An 18146-nucleotide genomic window follows, 5' to 3' on the forward strand; every position below is an offset into this window, starting at 1 on the left:
TCGTGGCTACAAGGACCAATCGCTGTCCGGGGACAGCGGCGGTTACTGGCGCAACGACCTGCGCTGGAGCCGCCCGGTCACCCTGGAGTGGCTGCGCCCGGTGTTCGCCGAATACGGCACCAGCCTCGGCTATGACCAGGGGGTGATTCGTGGTGACCGCTACAACGGCAATCAGCACGGGCGCATGTCGAGCAACTCGGTGGAGTTGTTTGCCCGCGGCGAGCACCTGAGCGCCAGTGTCACTTTCGCCCATTCCCTGGAACGTCCGGATGCCATCACCGAGCGCGAAGCGCCGATCTATTTCCGGATGGATGTACTCCTCTAATTCTTGCTGCAACGAGACCTGAACATGGATGACCGCCAACCTTCTGCTGCCCACAAAAACCGCGATCTGTTCTGCGGCATGCCCAAGCGCGGCCTAGCGTTCCTGTTGGCCAACGTCATGTTCTGGCAACCGATGTGGGCTCAGGCCGATGGCATCGTCGTAAGCGCACCGGGCACCAGCCTCGGCCAGGCGGGCAATGGCGTGCCCATCGTCAACATCGCCAAGCCCAATGGCAACGGTCTGTCCCACAACCAGTTCACGGATTACAACGTCGGCAGCAACGGTGTAATCCTCAATAACGCTACCTCCCGCACCCAGTCCACGCAACTGGGTGGGATCATCCTTGGCAACCCGAACCTGGGCGGCACCGCGGCCACCACGATTCTCAACGAAGTCAACGGCGGCAACCCCAGTCAACTGCGTGGCTACACCGAAGTGGCGGGGCAGTCGGCCCATGTCATTGTCGCCAACCCCTACGGCATCACCTGCAACGGTTGTGGCTTCATCAACACGCCCAAGGCGACCCTGACCACCGGCAAACCGGTGATCGAAAATGGTCGCTTGAGTCGCTACCAAGTGGACCATGGCAGCGTCGCCATCGAAGGCGCGGGCCTCAACGCCAACAACATCGACAGCTTCGAAATCATCACCCGCAGCGCCCGGATCAACGCCGAGATCCAGGCGAAAAACCTGACCCTCGTCGCCGGTCGCAACGACGTCGATGCCGCGACCCTCAAGGCCACTGCACGGGCCGATGACGGCAGCGCCAAGCCGCAACTGGCGATCGACTCCTCGGCCTTGGGCGGCATGTACGCAGGCGCCATCAAGCTGGTGGGGACCGAGGCCGGTGTGGGGGTGAAGCTGGATGGCAAGATGGTTGCCAGTGGTGGGGATATTCAGCTTGATGCCAATGGGCATTTGAGTCTGGCTCAGACCACGGCGGCGGGCGCCGTCGAGATCAACGCCAAAAGCCTGGACGCTCAGGACAAGATTTATGCGGGCCGCCATGTCCAGGCAACCACCACCCAGGGCGACATCAACAACCGACGCGCCATTGCCGCGCGTGACAACGTCACGCTGACGGCCGACGGCCAGCTCAACAACCTGGGGGTCATCGAAGCCGGGGTCAATGCAGACAACACCCGCAACCAGATGGGCGACGTCGTTCTCACGGCGGCCAGCATCGACAACCGTGGGCAAAGCGTGGTCGCCAGTCGTGACTTGAAAGCCACCACCACGCAGACCCTCGACAACCGCGGCGGCACGCTCTCTGCGGGAAGAACCCTGACCGTCAACGGCAAAAACATCGACAACCGCGCCGGCACCCTGGTCAGCCAGGGCCAACTGAAAGCGACAGCGACCGGAACGCTGGATAACCGTGGCAAAGGCACCCTCGCCAGCGACGGCGAACAGACCCTGGTCGCCGGGGCGCTAAAGAACAGTGAAGGTGTCATCAGTGGCAAGAGCACGCTGAAGATCGACGCGAAAAAGCTCGATAACAGCCGCGGCAAAATGGCCTCCGACGCCGGGCTGACCCTTGAAGGCAACGAGGTTGAAAACAGCGGCGGACAGGTCACCAGCCAGGGCGACCTCGTCGCCACGCTGAAAAACTTCAACCAGCAGAACGGCACGTTGATCAGCCAGGGAAAACTCACCCTGACCGCCGACAGCATCAGCAACACGAACGACGGTTATATCGCCTCGGTCAAGGCCATGAGCCTGACGGCCAACCGGCAATTGCTCAACACCGGCAAGGCGATCATCAGCACCGAACAGGGGCTGACGATCCGCGGTGGTAGTGTCGATAACAGCAACGGCAGCCTGCTCAGCCAGGGTGACTTGAAGGTCGATGTCTCCGGCGACTTCGTCAACCGGGACGGCAGCGCCATCACCCAGGCCGGTAACGTGGACGTCGAGGCACTCAATCTCGATAACCGTGGCGGCGTGCTGGCCAGTGTCGGGGGCTGGTTGAAAGCCACGCTCGACAAGGTGTTGGACAACGGCAAATCGCTCAGCGCAGGCGGCGATGCCGGATTGATCCAGGCACAGTCTGTCGAGCTCAATGCAAAGCAGGCGCTGCTCAACAATGGCGGGCAAGTGTCGGCCCTGTCCGGGCCCGCTGAAGTCACCACCGTCACGCTCGACAACCGCAACGGTGACCTGCTTGCCAAGCAGGCACTGACGGTACGGGCCCGTGACCTGGACAACAGCGATGGACGAGCAGCGGGAGACACCATCGATTTCGGCCTGACCGGTGCACTGATCAACCAGCTCGGCCTGGTGGAGGGGGCCAATGGCCTGCTGATCGGTGCCGCGTCGATTGACAACCAGGGCGGCAAGCTGCGTTCGGTCGGCCCCCAGGGGGCCGCGACTCTGACGGTTACTCAATTGCTGAACAACCAGCGCGGCACCATCGAGGCCGCCACCCAGGATCTGTCCTTGCAGATGGCGGCATTCCAGAACACTGGCGGCAATGTCCGGCATGTGGGCACCGGCACATTGGACATGGACATCGCCAGGTTCAGTAACGTCGGCGGCAGTCTGACGACATCGGGGACCTTGACCGTCGACGCGGCACGCTGGGACAACAGCTCGGTTATCCAGGCCGATGTCCTCGACCTGAAGGTCGGCCAGCTCAATCAATCCGACAGCGGTAGCTTGCTCGCCGTCAAAAGCCTGCTCGCCACGGGCGGCAATTGGAACAACGCCGGCGTCATCGGCAGCGATGATGCTCTCGATCTGAGGCTGACCGGTGCCTATGTCGGCACGGGCAGCAGTCGGGTCAAAAGCGTCGGTCGGTTTGACTTGAGCGCGGCCAGCGTTGATCTGTCCAGCGGCTCGCGCCTGGCCGGGGGCGGCGACACCCGCATCACCGGCCTGGGGGCGGTGAATAATGGCGGGCGAATCACCGGTGGCGGCAAGTTCTCCCTGGCCGCGACCCGCCTGACCAACACCGGCACGCTCGGAGGTGCCGAAGCTGTGGAGTTGACCGCCAACGAGGCGCGCAACGATCGCGGCTTGATCTTCAGCGGCTCGGACATGGCGCTGCGTTTCAACACCTTCACCAACTATTTTGGCGACGTCTACAGCCTGGGGGCGCTGAACGTCGCGGCGCGAGATGGCGTCGCTCGCAGTGAGTTGCTCAAGAACATCTCCGGCACCCTGGAGTCGGCAAAGGACATGTCGCTGCGCAGCAATGTCCTGATCAACCGCAAGGACGTCTTTACCACCACCGATCAACTGGTGTCGGGTTCCATCAGCGTCAAATGCTACGACTGCAGCGGCGACCACCATAACGTCGACTACATCGCCAATGAAACCTACCAGAGCGTGGTGCTCCAGGACTCGGCCAGCGCCACCTTGATGAGCGGCGGCAAGCTGACCATCGACGGCCTTGCGGTAGCCAACCACCACAGCGTCATGGCCTCGGGCGCCGACCTGCTGATCAAGGCGGACAACTTTGCCAATGTCGGCGCCGCTGCCGGTACCAGCGTCAGGACGCGGACCTGGAACACCGGCAGGGTGACCGACGGAACCGACGAGCGTTTCCGTTCGCGCTTCATCGTTCCCTATAACGCCCAGGCCAACCCCAAGGAAGTCCCGGTCGATGCACTCAACAGCTTCCGCCAGGTGGGTGACATCACCACCGTGACACCGGGTGCGCCGATGGCGCCGGCGGTCGTTCAATCGGGGGGCAATGTCGACATCCAGGCCACCCAGAAACTGGAAAACAGCAGCATCGTGCAGTTCCAGGCGCCATTGGCGGGGGCGGCCAGAACAGCGGCGACGGACGTCGCCCCCTCCACGCAGCCTGCGGTGGTGGTGCTCAACCCGCAGTTACCGCCGGACCTCGCGCAGCAACAGGTCAACCCGACCAGCATGCCCGGGTTCAGCTTGCCAACGGGGGAAAATGGCCTGTTCCGCGTCGTCGACAGCGCGGCGGCGGCGCAAGGCAGCCGTGACCAGAGCCGGGCCACCGTCCAGGGCTCGGATGCGAGCCGGGCCATCGTCGGGCCCAAGTACTTGATCGAAACCAACCCTGCGCTGACCGACCTCAGGCAGTTCCTGAGTTCGGACTACCTGCTGGGCAACCTGGGTTACGACCCCGACACCAGCTGGAAGCGCCTGGGCGATGGCCTGTACGAGCAGCGCCTGGTCCAGCAGGCGGTACTCGCCCGCACCGGACAGCGATTCATTGCCGGGCAGACCAGCGATGAAGGCGTGTTCAAGTACCTGATGAGCAACGCCATCGCCAGCAAGGAACAACTGAACCTGGCCGTTGGCGTGACCCTCACGTCGCAGCAGGTCGCCGCGCTGACCCATGACATCGTCTGGATGGAAGACCAGGTGATCAATGGCGAGCATGTGCTGGTGCCGGTGCTCTACCTGGCCCAGGCCAACCGCCGGTTGATGGCCGATGGCGCGCTGATCCAGGGCAAGGACCTCACGCTGATTGCCGGCTCCGACCTCAAGAACGCCGGAACGCTGCACGCCAGCGAAAACCTCTCGGCAGCGGCCGGGAACAACCTGGTCAACACGCGCCTGGCCGAGGCCGGCGAGCGCCTCAAGCTGGTCGCCGGCAAGGACCTGGTCAACATGCAAGGCGGCATCCTCAAGGGCAAGGACGTCGAACTGTCGACGTTGAGCGGGGATATTCGCAACGACCGCACCGTCACCACTGTTGAGAACAGCGGCACGGGCTTCAGTTCGAAAACCTCGGTGGTCGACAATGCCGCGCGCATCGAGGCCGGCAACAACCTCACCGTGCGGGCGGCGGGTGACTTGCTGAACGTCGGCGGCGCGATGACGGCGGGCAACGACATCGAACTGAGCGCCGGAAAAGACATCGTCATCTCCGCGGCTCGCGAAGAAAGCGGCTCGATGCGCAAGGACAAGCGCCACTTCTGGGAACAGCGCCAGACCGTCCAGCATGCCAGCGAAATCCAGGCCGGTGGTGACCTGAACGCCACCGCCGGCAAAAACCTGACCGTCGTCGCCAGCCACCTCGAAGCCAAAGGCGATATCAACCTGACCGGCACCGACGTTTCCCTGATCTCGGCAGCGAACGAAGACGCCAGCGAATACCGCTACAAGCGCAGTGGCAAGAAGATCAACAAGGAAGAGGATCACGTCCAGCAGCAGGCGACCACCCTCAATGCGGGCGGGGATGTAGCGATTGCTGCGCGCAACAACCTGTCGGTGGTGGCGAGCAGGATTACGGCGGGTGACGAGGCTTACCTGGTTGCGGCTAAGCAGATAAGTCTGCTGGCTGAGCAGAATCGGGATTACTCGTTGTATGACATGAAGAAGAAGGGGGGATGGGGCAGTAACGCCGCAAGGCGGGATGAGGTGACTCAGATCACTCATATCGGCAGCGAGATCAAGGCCGGGGGCAACCTGAAACTGATCAGCGGTGGGGATCAGACCTACCAGGTGGCGAAGCTGCAAAGTGGCAATGACCTGACCCTAGACAGTGGTGGGCGAATCATCTTCGAGGGGGTCAAGGACTACCACGACGAAAGCCACACCAAGAGCAAAGGTGACCTGGCCTGGTACAAGATGAAAGGCGAGGGACGCACCGACGAAACCTTGCGCCAGAGCGAGCTTGTCGCCCAAGGACAGTTGGTCATCAAGGCCGTTGACGGCCTGCGTATCGACGTCAAGCAAGTCGATAAACAGAGTGTCAGCCAGACCATCGACGCGATGGTGAAGGCTGAACCGGGCCTGGCCTGGATGAAACAGGCCGAGGCGCGTGGCGACATCGACTGGCGTCAGGTGAAGGAAATCCACGACAGCTTCAAGTATGAAAACTCCGGTCTGGGTGCCGGAGCCAAAATCGCCATCGCGATTTTGATGTCGTTCATCATGGGCCCGGCCGGCTTCGGACTGTCAGGCACCAACCTTGCGGTAGCCACCAGCCTGAGTACCACCGCAGTCACCAGTACTATTGAGAACAAAGGCAACCTGGGTCGTGCGCTAAAGGAAACAGTGAGCGCCGATAGCTTGAAGAGTGCGGCGATTGCCGGTTTTACCGCCTATGCGTTCGAATACGCGGACAAAGAATGGTTTACCAGTGCCGACAGCGCCAATACTGCAACTCAAGGCGTCGAGCCGTCGGCGGGTTCGACGGGTTCGGCAAGTTCAGCATCAAGCGCGCGTAATTCATCCAAGGATATCTTCCGTTGGAGTAACGCGACTGACACGGCAGTCCGCACAACTGGGAAAGCGCTCATCTCCAGTAGCATTTCCACAGCGATTGGAGGCGGCAGCTTCGGCAGCAACTTCAATGCTGCCCTGCTGGGAGAGGCCGGCAATGTGGCGATGGCGACCGGTTTCAACTGGGTGGGCGATACCATCAAGTTCCCGGATGGCGGCCCTCAGAAAATTGTGGCCCACGCGATCATGGGTGGCCTGCTGGCTGAACTGACAGGCAGTGATTTCAAAACGGGGGCAGTCGCCGCCGGTTTGAACGAAGCGCTGATTCCCAGCATGGTCAAGGTGGCGGATAAAAACGAACATCTGCAACTGATGCTCTCGCAACTAACGGGGCTACTGGCTGCGGCCGCGGTCAACGGCGATCTCGATACAGGTTCGAAGATTGCCGAGAAAGCGACCGCGTTCAACTATCTGTTCCATGCGGAATTGGTGGAGAGAGAACAAAAGCTCAACAGCTGCACATCACCAGCTGATTGCCAATCCATCCGTGATTTTTACAACAACCTCGACACAGCCCGAAACCGGGAGTTTGGACAGTACTGCCTGCAGAATCCGGCGGGCTGTGCGCAGATTACGAAGCAGCTGGCGGATGAGATTTCGGCCAATGAAAAATTGCTGCATGACGGCAGAAGCTCAGGGCTGAATCGCTCGGTAGCACTTTGGGAAATCACGCGGAGTAACGAGCGGGCCATCAATACCGGCATTATCGAGAATACGCGTACCGAAAAAGGCGATGGCGCTGCATTACTGGCCGAGCTTGCGTCGGATGGATTGAGTCCGGATCGGGGATTGTTCGCGTCGACGGCTGGGGGGAAGGGTGGTACAACCGGGGTTAAGGTTGGGGTTGTTGGGGATAATAGTGCGAAAGGTGGGGCGAAGACACCACAAACTCTAGAGCAGATATCAAATCCCCCGCAGGCTCCTGTAATTCCATTCGGATGGATCAGTCGGCCAGGGAAAAATGGTGGGGAAATCTACTACCCACCTGGAACTGATCCGGCAAAAGGAGAGCACATCCGAGTTATGCCGCCTGGCTCATCACCTGTCCCGGGATATGAGAATGGATATTGGCGCTGGCAGAACTCCGGCAAGCAACCAATGAACCCCGCAACAGGCAAACCGGGGAAAGGTCAGGGGGATACACATGTTCCTCTTCTTCCTGACTCTTTGCCGCCGATTCGTCGTTGAAGCTATTTATCAATCAAGGTGGCGTATGTACTCATTACCGGCTGATTTTGACTTTTCACTGCTATCCGGCTGTTATCTGGAGATGGTATGTTTTGGTGTGCGAATGACGAAATTGGAATTTTCACGCCCCCAGATTTCTGCTGGCATCTCTCCATATAGAGTCTCTTTTTGTGTGGAAGGTGGTTTGAAATATGAAGTAAATGGCGTGTTAGGGCAAAGACGGTTTTCTGATTCATCCACAAGTGCGCCGTTATTGGATTTTTTGCTACAGGATGTCCTGTCGGTTAGAGAGGTTGAGGCAGCAGCGCTGCAGATACTATTTAACTCAGGCGACAGTATTGTTGTTGAACCGGATAACGACAGTGGTTATGAGGCTTATACAATTTACTTGGATTCCGGTGATGTAGTGGTTGTTTGAAGCGGTTAGAAAAGGTGGCGAAAAAAGGGGCAAATTTATTTGTCATGCTGGTAAATAAATCTGTCCTTATTTTTTGTCCCCTTTTTTTATTTTTTTGCTTCAGTAACAGCGACTCGGTGATTAACGCCCATAGAGATTTGGGGGATGCCAAACGCGATGGTGAATGTTTGATCAAGGGTTGTGTGCCGGCGGTCTACATTATAGAGTAAAGAAATAAAGGTGTTTTATGGGGCCTGAAAAGTACGAGTTGTTGAATAGCGTTCCAGGGCATGCAGATTATGCCGTGAGCGCAGGGGACTTGGATCCGGAGGATATCCCGCAGGAAAGAATTAGTGCTGTGCTAGATCTGCATTCGTAATGCTAGTAATGATGAGGAGAGATTTTTTGCCGCAAAATTACTGACTAGTTTGGGCATCCATGAAGGCTTGATTGCTTTGGAAGCAAGTATGGAAAAGCCAGAGCAAATCGAGGGGATTTATTCTCATCGGGTATATGGGTACGACGATACTTATTACCAGATACTCTTGGCTGTTACTCGGTATTTTTCCAACGTGGCTGATCGTGGGGATATCGAAGTTGCTAGGGCTCAGATATATTCTATCCTTTCAAAAATCATTGCTTTAGCAAGTAGTAAATCTTCGAAATAGCCAAGATTTTTGATTTTGTGAGGCGTGAGAATTAAACGGAATATGTGCCTCTTATTGAAAATCATCTTATTGCTATAATCGATAAGCCCGAGGTGCATCGCTGGAAAGTCTATGACGCTATTGAATTTCTGACAGATTTTAATTCAGATTTCATTGCATCTTTATTGAAAGATAAAAAATAAGTCGATTGATGATTATAGGCCAGGAACGTAAGGTGGACGAAAAGGGGGCAGATTTGAATGGCACTTCCTTAGCGGCTAAGCGATTGAACTGAAAGCGAAAAATTAAGAGGGGCTGGTCTTGGTCTACGGTGATAGTTGCGAACACACACCAGCGAACCAAGGACACAGCCCCAATGGATCGTAGACGGCAAATTCTTCAGCATCAATGAACGAAAAGGGGACAGATTTATTTGTCAGGCTGGTAAATAAATCTGTCCCCTTTTTTCTTGGCGCCTCAAATCGATAAAGCATTTAAACGTTTGCCTCAGTCTGCACGGGCCCAGTTGGTTAGAAATGCTGAGAAGGGGCTGAAACGATTGCAAGAAACAGGGAATATGTAATGAGCAGTAAATATGCTGTGGTTATAAAACAAGGGATAGCTTTACCCGAAAGAGAGATATTGGTCAGACGGGCATGGGGCGATGTACCTGTCTCTTATATTCAGGATCAAGAAGTTTTCAATGAGTGCAGCTTTCTTGACTTGAAAGTTAACAAGTGGGAAGTCAATAAACAGTGGAGTAATCAGCAAAATAGCGAACCCTGGATAAGAGTTGAGATGCTCAAAGGGGGCGCGCTTAAGGAATATTTGCGGAATGAGGGCTGCTCCCTGTCTTTAGATGTTACAGACGAAGCTCTCGTGATTTTGGAGTTAGATGAGGGCGGATTGGAGTTGGACGAGGTTCTACTGTTAAGTCTGGTATCTGCGTTTCATAGTGGCTATAAAATTTACAGATGGGTCGATGATTTTCAAGAAGTGGGCGAAGATATTTTTATCTCTTTGCCAACTCAACATGCTATTCGTGAAAGATTGCTGACTTGCGCATAGTGTTTGTTTAGGTGAAAAGGGGGCGGATTTGTTTTTTGTGCTGGTAAATAAATCTGTCCCCTTTTTTTGCTCTTTTTTTGGGGTCCCCCTTTTTTGGTAAGAACGGTAAGGATCCGTGATGATGCAAGGGGTCATGATTTCGGTGTGGGAAATCCACAAAATCGCGGCTCCCACTTTAATGATGAAATCGGAAATCACTATGACTATTGATATTGAAATTTTGAGCGCGCCTAATATTTCTATACCGAACGAGGTATTCAATATTAACCGTCCGCAGAGAGGGGCGGCCGAGGCCATCTCTGTAGCGAGTTTTATGGTTGCTGAGTCATCAAGTAGCTCTTTGGTTCTGGTGTTAGATTATATTTTCTCATTAATTGAAAAAACTTACTCGGTTACGACGTCTGGTTTTTTGTTGGTAACTCAGCATGGCAGCCAGATACACGAGTGATCCGATACCGAAAGTTGTGGGGGGCTTTAAGCTTTCGCGGAAATGAAGTTGTAGGCGGCAGTGAACTGCAAGAACGCATGGTTGAGGCAGATGGGCAGTTAAAATTTTTTGGTGCTGTGCGGCTATCGAGACATTCAGTTGAGTTTTTGGCGAAAATTCTTGAGGTTGAACGCTGCTCATATATCGCTGCGCTGCCTAGCGGGTTTGATGTGAAAAGTATTTTGGATGTGGGATGGTCCGGGAATGTATCGGATGATTTGGATTTGCATTACTTGATAAGTGAAAAGAAAGGGCTGCTTTTTAGGAGGCTTGGTGAATTTGATGAGGGTGAGCAAGGTTTATTATCCACAGGTCCGTCAGAAGTGATGGGCGGATTATTGAATTGATTGGAGGGTGATGGTGTGGCATCTTTGTGCTGATTCGTAAATAACTCTGAGAGTTATCTGGCCGGCCTCCCTGCCTCACAGGTGAAAAGGGCACAGATTTATTTGTTGTGCTGGTAAATAAATCTGTCCCCTTTTTTCTTTGGATCTAACTCGGGCTCCGGATGGACTGCGCAAATAAAAATAGGTGGGAAGTTGTTAGGTCAGGATGGGGTGCTTTATAAAAAGGCGTCGAATATTACACATATCCCGATGGATTTTAGATGAAAGATATCTCTTATTATTCTGCTCTGCCAGATGGTATGACTGAAGCTGAGCTGTATTTGGAGTTTGTTGAGGTTGTGGGCTGCTTTGAGAATTCAGAGTGCAGTGGTTATGTGTTTTTAGCTGCTCTGTCAGAGCTCAGTGAGCGACAGTGGCATACGTACTCGTTACTCTGTGATAAGTTGAGAGGGAGGATAGAAGGTTCGCTTAAAAATCTTTGGGATGGGCGTAATTTGGAGGCTGCTCAGGTAATTGTCTCTGTGGTTGCGTATTTAGGTCTGGAGGGGTTGTACGCATTTATATGTTCTCAGGCAAGTAAAAGTCTGTCTGATGAAGTAAGTGCTGAAGTAAAGTCCGCCATTGCTGAATTTGGATCTTCGGTTGGGGATCCTTTTAGTGGGATGCGATAGGGTTGGAAGGGGGAGTAAGGGGGTAACTAATTTGTTACTGGTTCGTTAATCGATCTGCCCTGTTTTCTCGTACTTGTGAAGGGGTATTAAATGTTTTTACGATATTGTCGTTGGATTGCCGGAATGTGCGTTTTTGCCGCAATAGCCGAATCTATTTTATTTGGCTTGCGGATTTATATCGGCAGTGTGAAAAGGGGGCGGATTTGTTTTTTGTGCTGGTAAATAAATCTGTCCCCCTTTTTTCTTTTTTGAAGAACTGGAAATAATTTACTCACAAGCCGATCTTGCAACGGATTTAGAAAAAACATTGGTTGATGGTTTCGAGGTTTTTAGGATTTCGAAAGCCGCATTTGAAATATATCAAAATCATGGCTTAGAAATAACTGCGCCCATGGATCGAGTGCTCCTCACGCTGATTGCAATGGAGGAGGGTGAGGAATTTGAGTTGACTGAAGCTGAGTTTTTGGCTCTGATTTCAGAGATAAAAACTATGTAGATAAGGCGAAATTTACTGTGACGCTATGTAAGCCACAAAAAAAGGGACAGATTTATTTTGCAGGGATGGGTTGGCTTTTAGCCTTGACTTGAGGCCGGCTAATGGGTGTCCCCATTCTTCTGCATTCTTCGATTCTTCAGTCCCCATTCTTCATAAGCGCGGTCTGTTGTCCCAACGGAGATCCCATCCGTTGGGCGTTATGACAAAGGACACGAGCTCCCCCTGAACCCTCTCAGCCAACCCAGCCAACTGCCGTTTTCGGAATGACCTCGGACTCGTCGAGCTTGGATGCAAACATGCTCACGGCTTCGAGTGCGTCTGTCGTCCCGGTGCGGATCTGTACGATGACCGATCCGGCCTGGTCCGCCAGGGTCACGCCGCGCAGGGCGCCTTCGTGGGTGACGTTCATGCTTGTGACGGCTTCGCGGGTTTCGGAAAGGATCATGCCGATCATCTCGGCGATCTCCGCTGTCGAGCGGCTTGTGCGCCCCGCCAACTGTCGGACTTCATCAGCGACCACCGCGAAGCCCCGACCCTGGTCGCCGGCCCGTGCGGCTTCGATGGCGGCATTGAGGGCCAACAGGTTGGTCTGGTCGGCGATGCCGCGGATGGTGTTGACGATGGCGGTGATTTCCTCCGAGCGCGAACCCAGTTGTCCGACCAGACGCGCGGAGGCGCCGATGTTGTCGGCGATCTGGCGCATTTCCCTGGCTGTCTGCTGAATAACCTGGGCGCCCTGTTCGGCCACCCGCTCGGTCTCGGCGGAGATGTGGTAGGCGCGTGAGGCGCCGCGAGAGTCTTCCTCGAACTTTTCGACTCGTTCGGTGATGTCGCTGGCGAACTTCACGATCTTGTACAGCTTGCCTTCGGCATCGAAGACCGGGTTGTAGCTGGCCTCCAGCCAGACGACCTTGCCGTGTTTACCGAGACGCTTGTACTGACCGCTATAAAACTCACCGGCGTTCAGGCGGCGCCAGAAATCACTGTATTCCGGACTGTTCACCAGGCTTTGCTCACAGAACATCCGGTGATGTTTACCCTGGAGTTCGGCCAAGGTGTAGTTCATGGTCCTCAGGAAGTTGTCGTTTGCGGTCAGGATGTGGCCGCTGAGGTCGAATTCGATCACCGCCATGGCGCGGTCAAGGGCTGCCAGCTTGCCGCGGATTTCCGCCTCGTTCGCGACCTTGGCGGTGACATCCAAGGCGTATTTGACCACTTTCACCACGCGATTGTGCTCATCGACCACGGGGTTATAGCTGGCTTCCAGCCATACCGTCTCGCCGCGCCCGCTGCGCCGTTGGAAAGTCCCGGAAACGAACTGACCGGCGCGCAATTGGTTCCAGAATTCGCGGTATTCGGCGCTGCCCGCCAGCGCAGGGGTGCAGAAATCGCGGTGGGACAGGCTGGCCAACTGCTCTGCACGGTAGCCCATGGTTTTCAGAAAGTTTTCGTTCGCACGGAGCACCTTGCCGTCGGGACTGAACTCGACAACGGCCATCGACCGTTCCAAGGCGCCAACCAGTCCCTTGTATGTCGTTAATTCGGCTGTCCTAGCCGTCAGTTCACTTTTTAGAGTTGTATTAAACATGACGTACCCTCGGCGAACCCGGAGATGACCGGACCATATCTCGCTATCGACACGCCGATGGCGGAACTGAAGGGGCTGGCGTAATCATGTTTCGGCGTCAAAAAACGCCGAGTTCAGTGTTCAGGTTCTATAGGGGGCCAGAGGTGCGAGAGCGCCGCCAGGAATGCTCCGCGGGCCGGAAGACAACCGCGGAGCGAGGTGAGGCATGCCCACGTCAGACCTGGGCATGCTCAAAGGTCAGAGGCTGAAACGCCCAACCATGCTGTTCAGGTCCACCGCCAGGCGCGACAGTTCGGCGCTGGCAGCGCTGGTCTGATTGGCGCCGGTGGCCGATTGCACCGACAGGTCGCGGATGTTCACCAGGTTGCGGTCCACTTCACGAGCCACCTGGGCCTGTTCTTCGGCAGCGCTGGCGATCACCAGATTGCGCTCGTTGATCTCGACGATGGCCGCGTTGATCGTGTCCAGGGACATGCCGGCGCCCCGTGCAATATTCAGAGTCGACTCGGCACGTTCGGTGCTGTTGCGCATCGAGTCCACAGCCTGCTCGGTGCCGCTCTGGATGCTGCCGATCATGCGTTCGATCTCGCTGGTCGACTGCTGGGTGCGATGGGCCAGGGCACGGACCTCGTCCGCTACCACGGCGAAACCACGACCGGCCTCACCGGCCCGTGCCGCCTCGATGGCTGCGTTCAGGGCCAGCAGGTTGGTCTGGTCCGCCAGGCCACGAATCACGTCCAGGACCTTGCCGATGTCACGGGATTCGTCGGCCAGGTTGCCGATCAGCGTGGCGGTGCTCTGCACGTCGGCGCTCATGCGTTCGATGGCGCCCACCGTTTCCTGCACCAGATCCCGACCGTCGCCGGCGGAAGTGGTGGCATTTCTCGAGGCTTCGGAGGTGCTGACCGCGTTGCGTGCCACTTCTTCCACGGCGCTGGTCATTTCGTTCACCGCCGTAGCGGCCTGTTCGATTTCGTTGTTCTGCTGGGTCAGGCCCCGAGCGCTTTCGTCGGTGACGCTGTTGAGTTCTTCCGCGGCGGAGGCCAGCTGCGTGGCCGAGCCGGAAATACGCTGCAGGGTGTCCCGCAGTTTTTCCTGCATGGTCGACATCGCCCGCAGCAGGCGACCGGCTTCGTCGCTGCCATCGACAGTGATCGGCCGGGTCAGATTACCCTTGGCGATTTCTTCGGCAGCGTCCAGGGCATTGGCGATCGGGCGAGTAATGCTGTTGGTCAGCAGCCAGGCGAACAACAGGGTCAGGCCGGTGGCGATGACCAGCAGCGTGACGACCCAGTTGAACGCCATCGAATATTGCTGCGTTGCGCCTTGGTTCAGGGATTCGGCTTGCAGGTTGTTGATTTCCACCAGGCGGCCGATGGCCGCGTTGACGGCATCGGAATTACTCAACAGTTCGGTGTTGAGCAGGGCGCGCAAGTCATCGATCTGGTTGTTGCGCGACAGGGTTTTCATCCGATCTTCAAGCTGACGGTACTGGCCCAGCAGTTGTACCAGTTGGTCATAGGCGGCCCGTTCATCCGCAGCGCTGATGAGTTTTTCATACGTGGCCTGGGCAGTGCGCAACTGTTGGTTGCGCTGGTCGAACAGCTCATAGGTTTTCTGCTGGACGTCCGCTTCACGGTTGACCAGCAAGCGATAGGAGAGCACCCGCAGACGCAGCGAGAGCTGGGTGAATTCGTTGAGAGCCTTGATGCTGGGCACGCTGTTTTCGACGATGTTCTCGCCGGACGTGCGGATCTTGCTCATCTGGCTCAGGGCAAATACCCCGAGTGCCAGCATCAGGGCGCCGATCAGGGCAAACCCGAGGAACGCCCGCGGCGCGATGTTCATATTACGTAGAGACATGGAATGTACCGGGTGAAGGAGCGTCCGTGCGGGGCTGTGGCTGGTATTTACAGGCTTATCGGACATATGAATGAAGTCTTGAGCGACCTGGGGCCTTTTGTCGCAAGGCATCCCGGCAAAGCGACGAAGGGTAGGAACCAGACTCCTCATTCACAGTCTTTACGACTCGCCAGCGAAGTACCGCCGCCGCTGGACCGTGGCATTGGCGGTCACTTTTCTTTATCGTACGCGCCCCCTGAAAAAGCCTGGAAATCAATATGTTGGAAGCATCCCTCAGCCAGCTGGAGCAACTGGTCAATGACCTGGTGCAACAGAACCGTCACCTCGCCGGCCTGAATGAAACCCTGAGCGCGGAACTTGCCAGGGCCAAGGACGAAAACGAGAGCCTGCAACTGAGCCTGATGGAACAGGAAGAACTCCATGGCGCCACCGCCGCCCGCATCCAGGCGCTGATCGAGCGCGCCAGCGCAGGTCCTGTCAGCGCATGAAGCAGGGTGCCAATGGGGTGACTGTCATCTCGATCCTGGGAGAGGACTATTCGATCAAGGCTCCGGCCGGGCAGGAACAGGCTCTGCTGGACGCCGCAGCGATGCTCAAGACGGCTTTGGCCGATACCAAGCGCAAATACCCGACACTGATCGGCGACCGCCTGTTGGTGTTGGCGGCCATGAACCTGTGTTCGCAGCAGATTGAAATGCAGAAGCAGCATCAAGCGGAGCTTGATCGTTACCAGGAGCAGGTCAGCGCCACGGTGGATGTCATTGCCAAGACGATTCAGCAGGCCTGAAGGGCTCGATTCGGCTCGTAAGGCAGTGTTGCCTGTGCTTATGTCATCGCGAGCAGGCTCGCTCCCACAATGAGTCTGTGGTGGACAAAAATATTGTGTCCACCCAGAGCCAATGTGGGAGCGAGCCTGCTCGCGATAGCGACTTGAGTCGCGCTACAAAACCCGGATCAGAACCACTCATCCCGCATCCCCAGGCACGTATCGTCCCGCGCCTCAAGCAATGCCAGTTCATGGTGGCAACCGGGAACTTCCCACGTCAGGAAATACCGCGCCGCTTGCAGCTTGCCTTTATAGAAGTCGCTGTCCGCGGCATTGCCCCTGGCCAGACCTTCCTCGGCACGAATGGCTTGTTCCAGCCAGCGCCAGCCGATCACCATGTGGCCGAATACCTTGAGGTACAGCGCCGAGTTGGCGAGGCTGCTGTTGACCTTGCCTTGGGCCAGGTCCGTCAGCAGGCCAAGGGTGACTGTTTGCAGGCTCGCCACCAGGGCTTCCAGCGGCTGGCGCAGTGGCGTCAGTGAGTCGTGCGCCTGGGCGCGTTCGGTGGTGTCGGCTACCAGGCGGATCAGTTGCTTGAGCCCGGCGCCGCCATTCTGCGCCAGCTTGCGCCCCAGAAGGTCCAGGGACTGGATACCATGGGTGCCTTCGTGGATCGGGTTCAGGCGATTGTCGCGGTAATACTGCTCCACCGGGTATTCGCGGGTGTAGCCATGACCGCCGAGAATCTGGATCGCCAGTTCGTTGGCCTTCAGGCAAAACTCCGAGGGCCACGATTTGACGATTGGAGTCAGCAAGTCCAACAGTTCGTGGGCACGCCGGCGTTCGGCTTCGCTGTCGAGTGTGGTGGTGTCGTCGAACAGTCGCGCCGCGTACAGGCCCAGGTCGAAAGCGCCTTCTACATAAGCTTTCTGGGTCAGCAGCATGCGGCGCACGTCGGCGTGCTGGATGATCGCTACGGGGGCGGTGGTCGGATCCTTGCTGTCGGGCAACCGACCCTGGGGACGCTCGCGGGCGTATTCCAATGAGTACAGGTAGCCGGCGTACCCCAGCATTACCGCGCCCATGCCGACGCCGATCCGTGCCTCGTTCATCATCTGGAACATGTAGCTCAGGCCATGGTGCGGTTTCCCCACCAGGTAACCGACACAGTCGCCGTTGTCGCCGAAGTTCAGTGCCGTGGAGGTGGTGCCGCGCCAGCCCATTTTGTGGAACAACCCGGCCAGCAGCACGTCGTTACGCTTGCCGAGGCTGCCGTCGTCGTTGACCAGGAACTTGGGCACGATAAACAGCGAAATGCCTTTAACGCCGGGCGGCGCGTCCGGCAGTTTCGCCAGGACCATGTGCACGATGTTTTCCGACAGCGGATGGTCGCCGCCGGAGATGAAGATCTTGTTGCCCTTGAGTCGATAAGTGCCGTCGGGTGCGGGTTCGGCACGGGTGCGGATATCCGACAGCGAAGAGCCCGCGTGGGGCTCGGTCAGGGCCATGGTGCCGAAGAAGCGACCGTCGATCATCGGTTGCAGGAAGCGGCGCTTCTGCGCCTCGTCGCCGAAGCTTTCGATCAGGTTCGCCGCGCCCATGGTCAGGAATGGATAGGACGTCGACGCGGCATTGGCCGATTGGAAATGCGCGAAGCAGGCCTGGGACAGCAGCGTCGGCAATTGCATGCCGCCCGCCTCGAAACTGCGCGCAGCATTGAGGAAGCCCGCCTCCAGAAAGGCGTCCACCGCGGGTTTCACTTCCGGAATCAGAATGGCCTGGCCGTCTTCGTAGCGCGGTTCGTTCTCATCGTTCTTGCGGTTGTGCGGCGCAAAATATTTCTCGGCGATGTTGCGGGCCGTATCAATGGCTGCGTCGAAGGTTTCGCGGGTGTGCTCGGCGAACCGCTCGCGCTGGGTCAGGCCCTCGGCGTCGAGGACTTCATACAGCTCGAAAGCCAGGTTGCGGGAACTGAGCAGCGTCTCGGACATGGCGGCCTACCTTGTTTTGGGATGGGCCGAGTCTAGGTGGGGGAATAGAGGTTGAACAGGATGATTGATGGGGGTGATAGAGCAGCACAAGTTTCA

The 18146-nt window shown here is 56.8% G+C and carries 13 protein-coding genes and 3 pseudogenes; 11 read left to right on the top strand and 5 right to left on the bottom strand.

The annotated features are described in order from the left end of the window. From EGM97_RS23520 to EGM97_RS23560, 9 genes and pseudogenes are all read left to right on the top strand, one after another. The coding region (locus EGM97_RS23520; RefSeq protein WP_477788859.1) for a ShlB/FhaC/HecB family hemolysin secretion/activation protein at positions 1 to 325 on the top strand (325 nt) is incomplete at its 5' end. 78 nt (positions 326 to 403) lie between these two features. Further along, positions 404 to 7729 carry a two-partner secretion domain-containing protein gene (locus EGM97_RS23525; protein WP_477788862.1) on the top strand — a complete coding sequence of 2442 codons (7326 nt, stop codon included), beginning with the start codon at positions 404 to 406 and terminating at the stop codon, positions 7727 to 7729. After that, positions 7686 to 8147: a hypothetical protein gene (locus EGM97_RS23530; protein ID WP_143007951.1), complete on the top strand. Its 462-nt coding sequence runs from the start codon at positions 7686 to 7688 to the stop codon at positions 8145 to 8147. Before EGM97_RS23525 ends, EGM97_RS23530 begins: the two co-directional genes overlap by 44 nt. 226 nt (positions 8148 to 8373) lie before the next feature. Continuing rightward, positions 8374 to 9007: pseudogene (locus EGM97_RS23535) on the top strand (hypothetical protein). A 348-nt stretch (positions 9008 to 9355) separates the two neighbouring features. Then, positions 9356 to 9841: a hypothetical protein gene (locus EGM97_RS23540; RefSeq protein WP_072432182.1), complete on the top strand. Its 486-nt coding sequence runs from the start codon at positions 9356 to 9358 to the stop codon at positions 9839 to 9841. A 144-nt stretch (positions 9842 to 9985) separates the two neighbouring features. Then, on the top strand, positions 9986 to 10051 hold the full coding sequence (locus EGM97_RS23545) for a hypothetical protein (RefSeq protein ID WP_372239194.1): 66 nt from the start codon (positions 9986 to 9988) through the stop codon (positions 10049 to 10051). After that, positions 10041 to 10289, top strand: a complete 249-nt coding sequence (locus EGM97_RS23550; RefSeq protein WP_477788860.1) for a hypothetical protein — start codon at positions 10041 to 10043, stop codon at positions 10287 to 10289. The genes EGM97_RS23545 and EGM97_RS23550 overlap by 11 nt, the downstream gene beginning before the upstream one ends. Then, a complete protein-coding gene (locus EGM97_RS23555; protein WP_238964739.1) occupies positions 10286 to 10675 on the top strand; it encodes a hypothetical protein in 390 nt (129 codons plus the stop codon). Before EGM97_RS23550 ends, EGM97_RS23555 begins: the two co-directional genes overlap by 4 nt. 260 nt (positions 10676 to 10935) lie before the next feature. Further along, positions 10936 to 11346 carry a hypothetical protein gene (locus tag EGM97_RS23560; protein WP_238964740.1) on the top strand — a complete coding sequence of 137 codons (411 nt, stop codon included), beginning with the start codon at positions 10936 to 10938 and terminating at the stop codon, positions 11344 to 11346. A gap of 728 nt (positions 11347 to 12074) precedes the next feature. Here the strand turns inward: EGM97_RS23560 and EGM97_RS23565 are convergent. The 4 genes and pseudogenes from EGM97_RS23565 to EGM97_RS23580 form a co-directional block, all read right to left on the bottom strand. Continuing rightward, positions 12075 to 12689 (bottom strand): methyl-accepting chemotaxis protein, encoded by a 615-nt coding sequence (locus EGM97_RS23565; RefSeq protein WP_477788863.1) that lies wholly within the window; start codon positions 12687 to 12689, stop codon positions 12075 to 12077. Continuing rightward, a pseudogene (locus EGM97_RS23570) lies at positions 12663 to 13430 on the bottom strand (PAS domain-containing protein); the annotation flags it as partial. The pseudogene EGM97_RS23570 and the gene EGM97_RS23565, both read right to left, overlap by 27 nt. A gap of 237 nt (positions 13431 to 13667) precedes the next feature. Continuing rightward, complete coding sequence (locus EGM97_RS23575) at positions 13668 to 14540, bottom strand: methyl-accepting chemotaxis protein (RefSeq protein WP_477788864.1); 873 nt, start codon at positions 14538 to 14540, stop codon at positions 13668 to 13670. After that, positions 14523 to 15443 (bottom strand): annotated as a pseudogene (locus tag EGM97_RS23580) (MCP four helix bundle domain-containing protein); the annotation flags it as partial. The pseudogene EGM97_RS23580 and the gene EGM97_RS23575, both read right to left, overlap by 18 nt. A gap of 107 nt (positions 15444 to 15550) precedes the next feature. Between EGM97_RS23580 and EGM97_RS23585 the strand changes: the two are divergent. Continuing rightward, positions 15551 to 15781 (top strand): hypothetical protein, encoded by a 231-nt coding sequence (locus EGM97_RS23585; RefSeq protein WP_238964743.1) that lies wholly within the window; start codon positions 15551 to 15553, stop codon positions 15779 to 15781. Next, positions 15778 to 16080 (top strand): cell division protein ZapA, encoded by a 303-nt coding sequence (locus EGM97_RS23590; protein ID WP_238964744.1) that lies wholly within the window; start codon positions 15778 to 15780, stop codon positions 16078 to 16080. The genes EGM97_RS23585 and EGM97_RS23590 overlap by 4 nt, the downstream gene beginning before the upstream one ends. Positions 16081 to 16247: 167 nt before the next feature. Here EGM97_RS23590 and EGM97_RS23595 read toward each other — a convergent pair whose 3' ends face one another. Then, positions 16248 to 18050, bottom strand: a complete 1803-nt coding sequence (locus EGM97_RS23595) for an acyl-CoA dehydrogenase (protein ID WP_238964745.1) — start codon at positions 18048 to 18050, stop codon at positions 16248 to 16250. Positions 18051 to 18146: the final 96 nt, after the last annotated feature.

Origin of the sequence: Pseudomonas sp. AF32 (assembly GCF_022342325.2) — a bacterium.
Lineage (GTDB): Bacteria > Pseudomonadota > Gammaproteobacteria > Pseudomonadales > Pseudomonadaceae > Aquipseudomonas > Aquipseudomonas uvaldensis.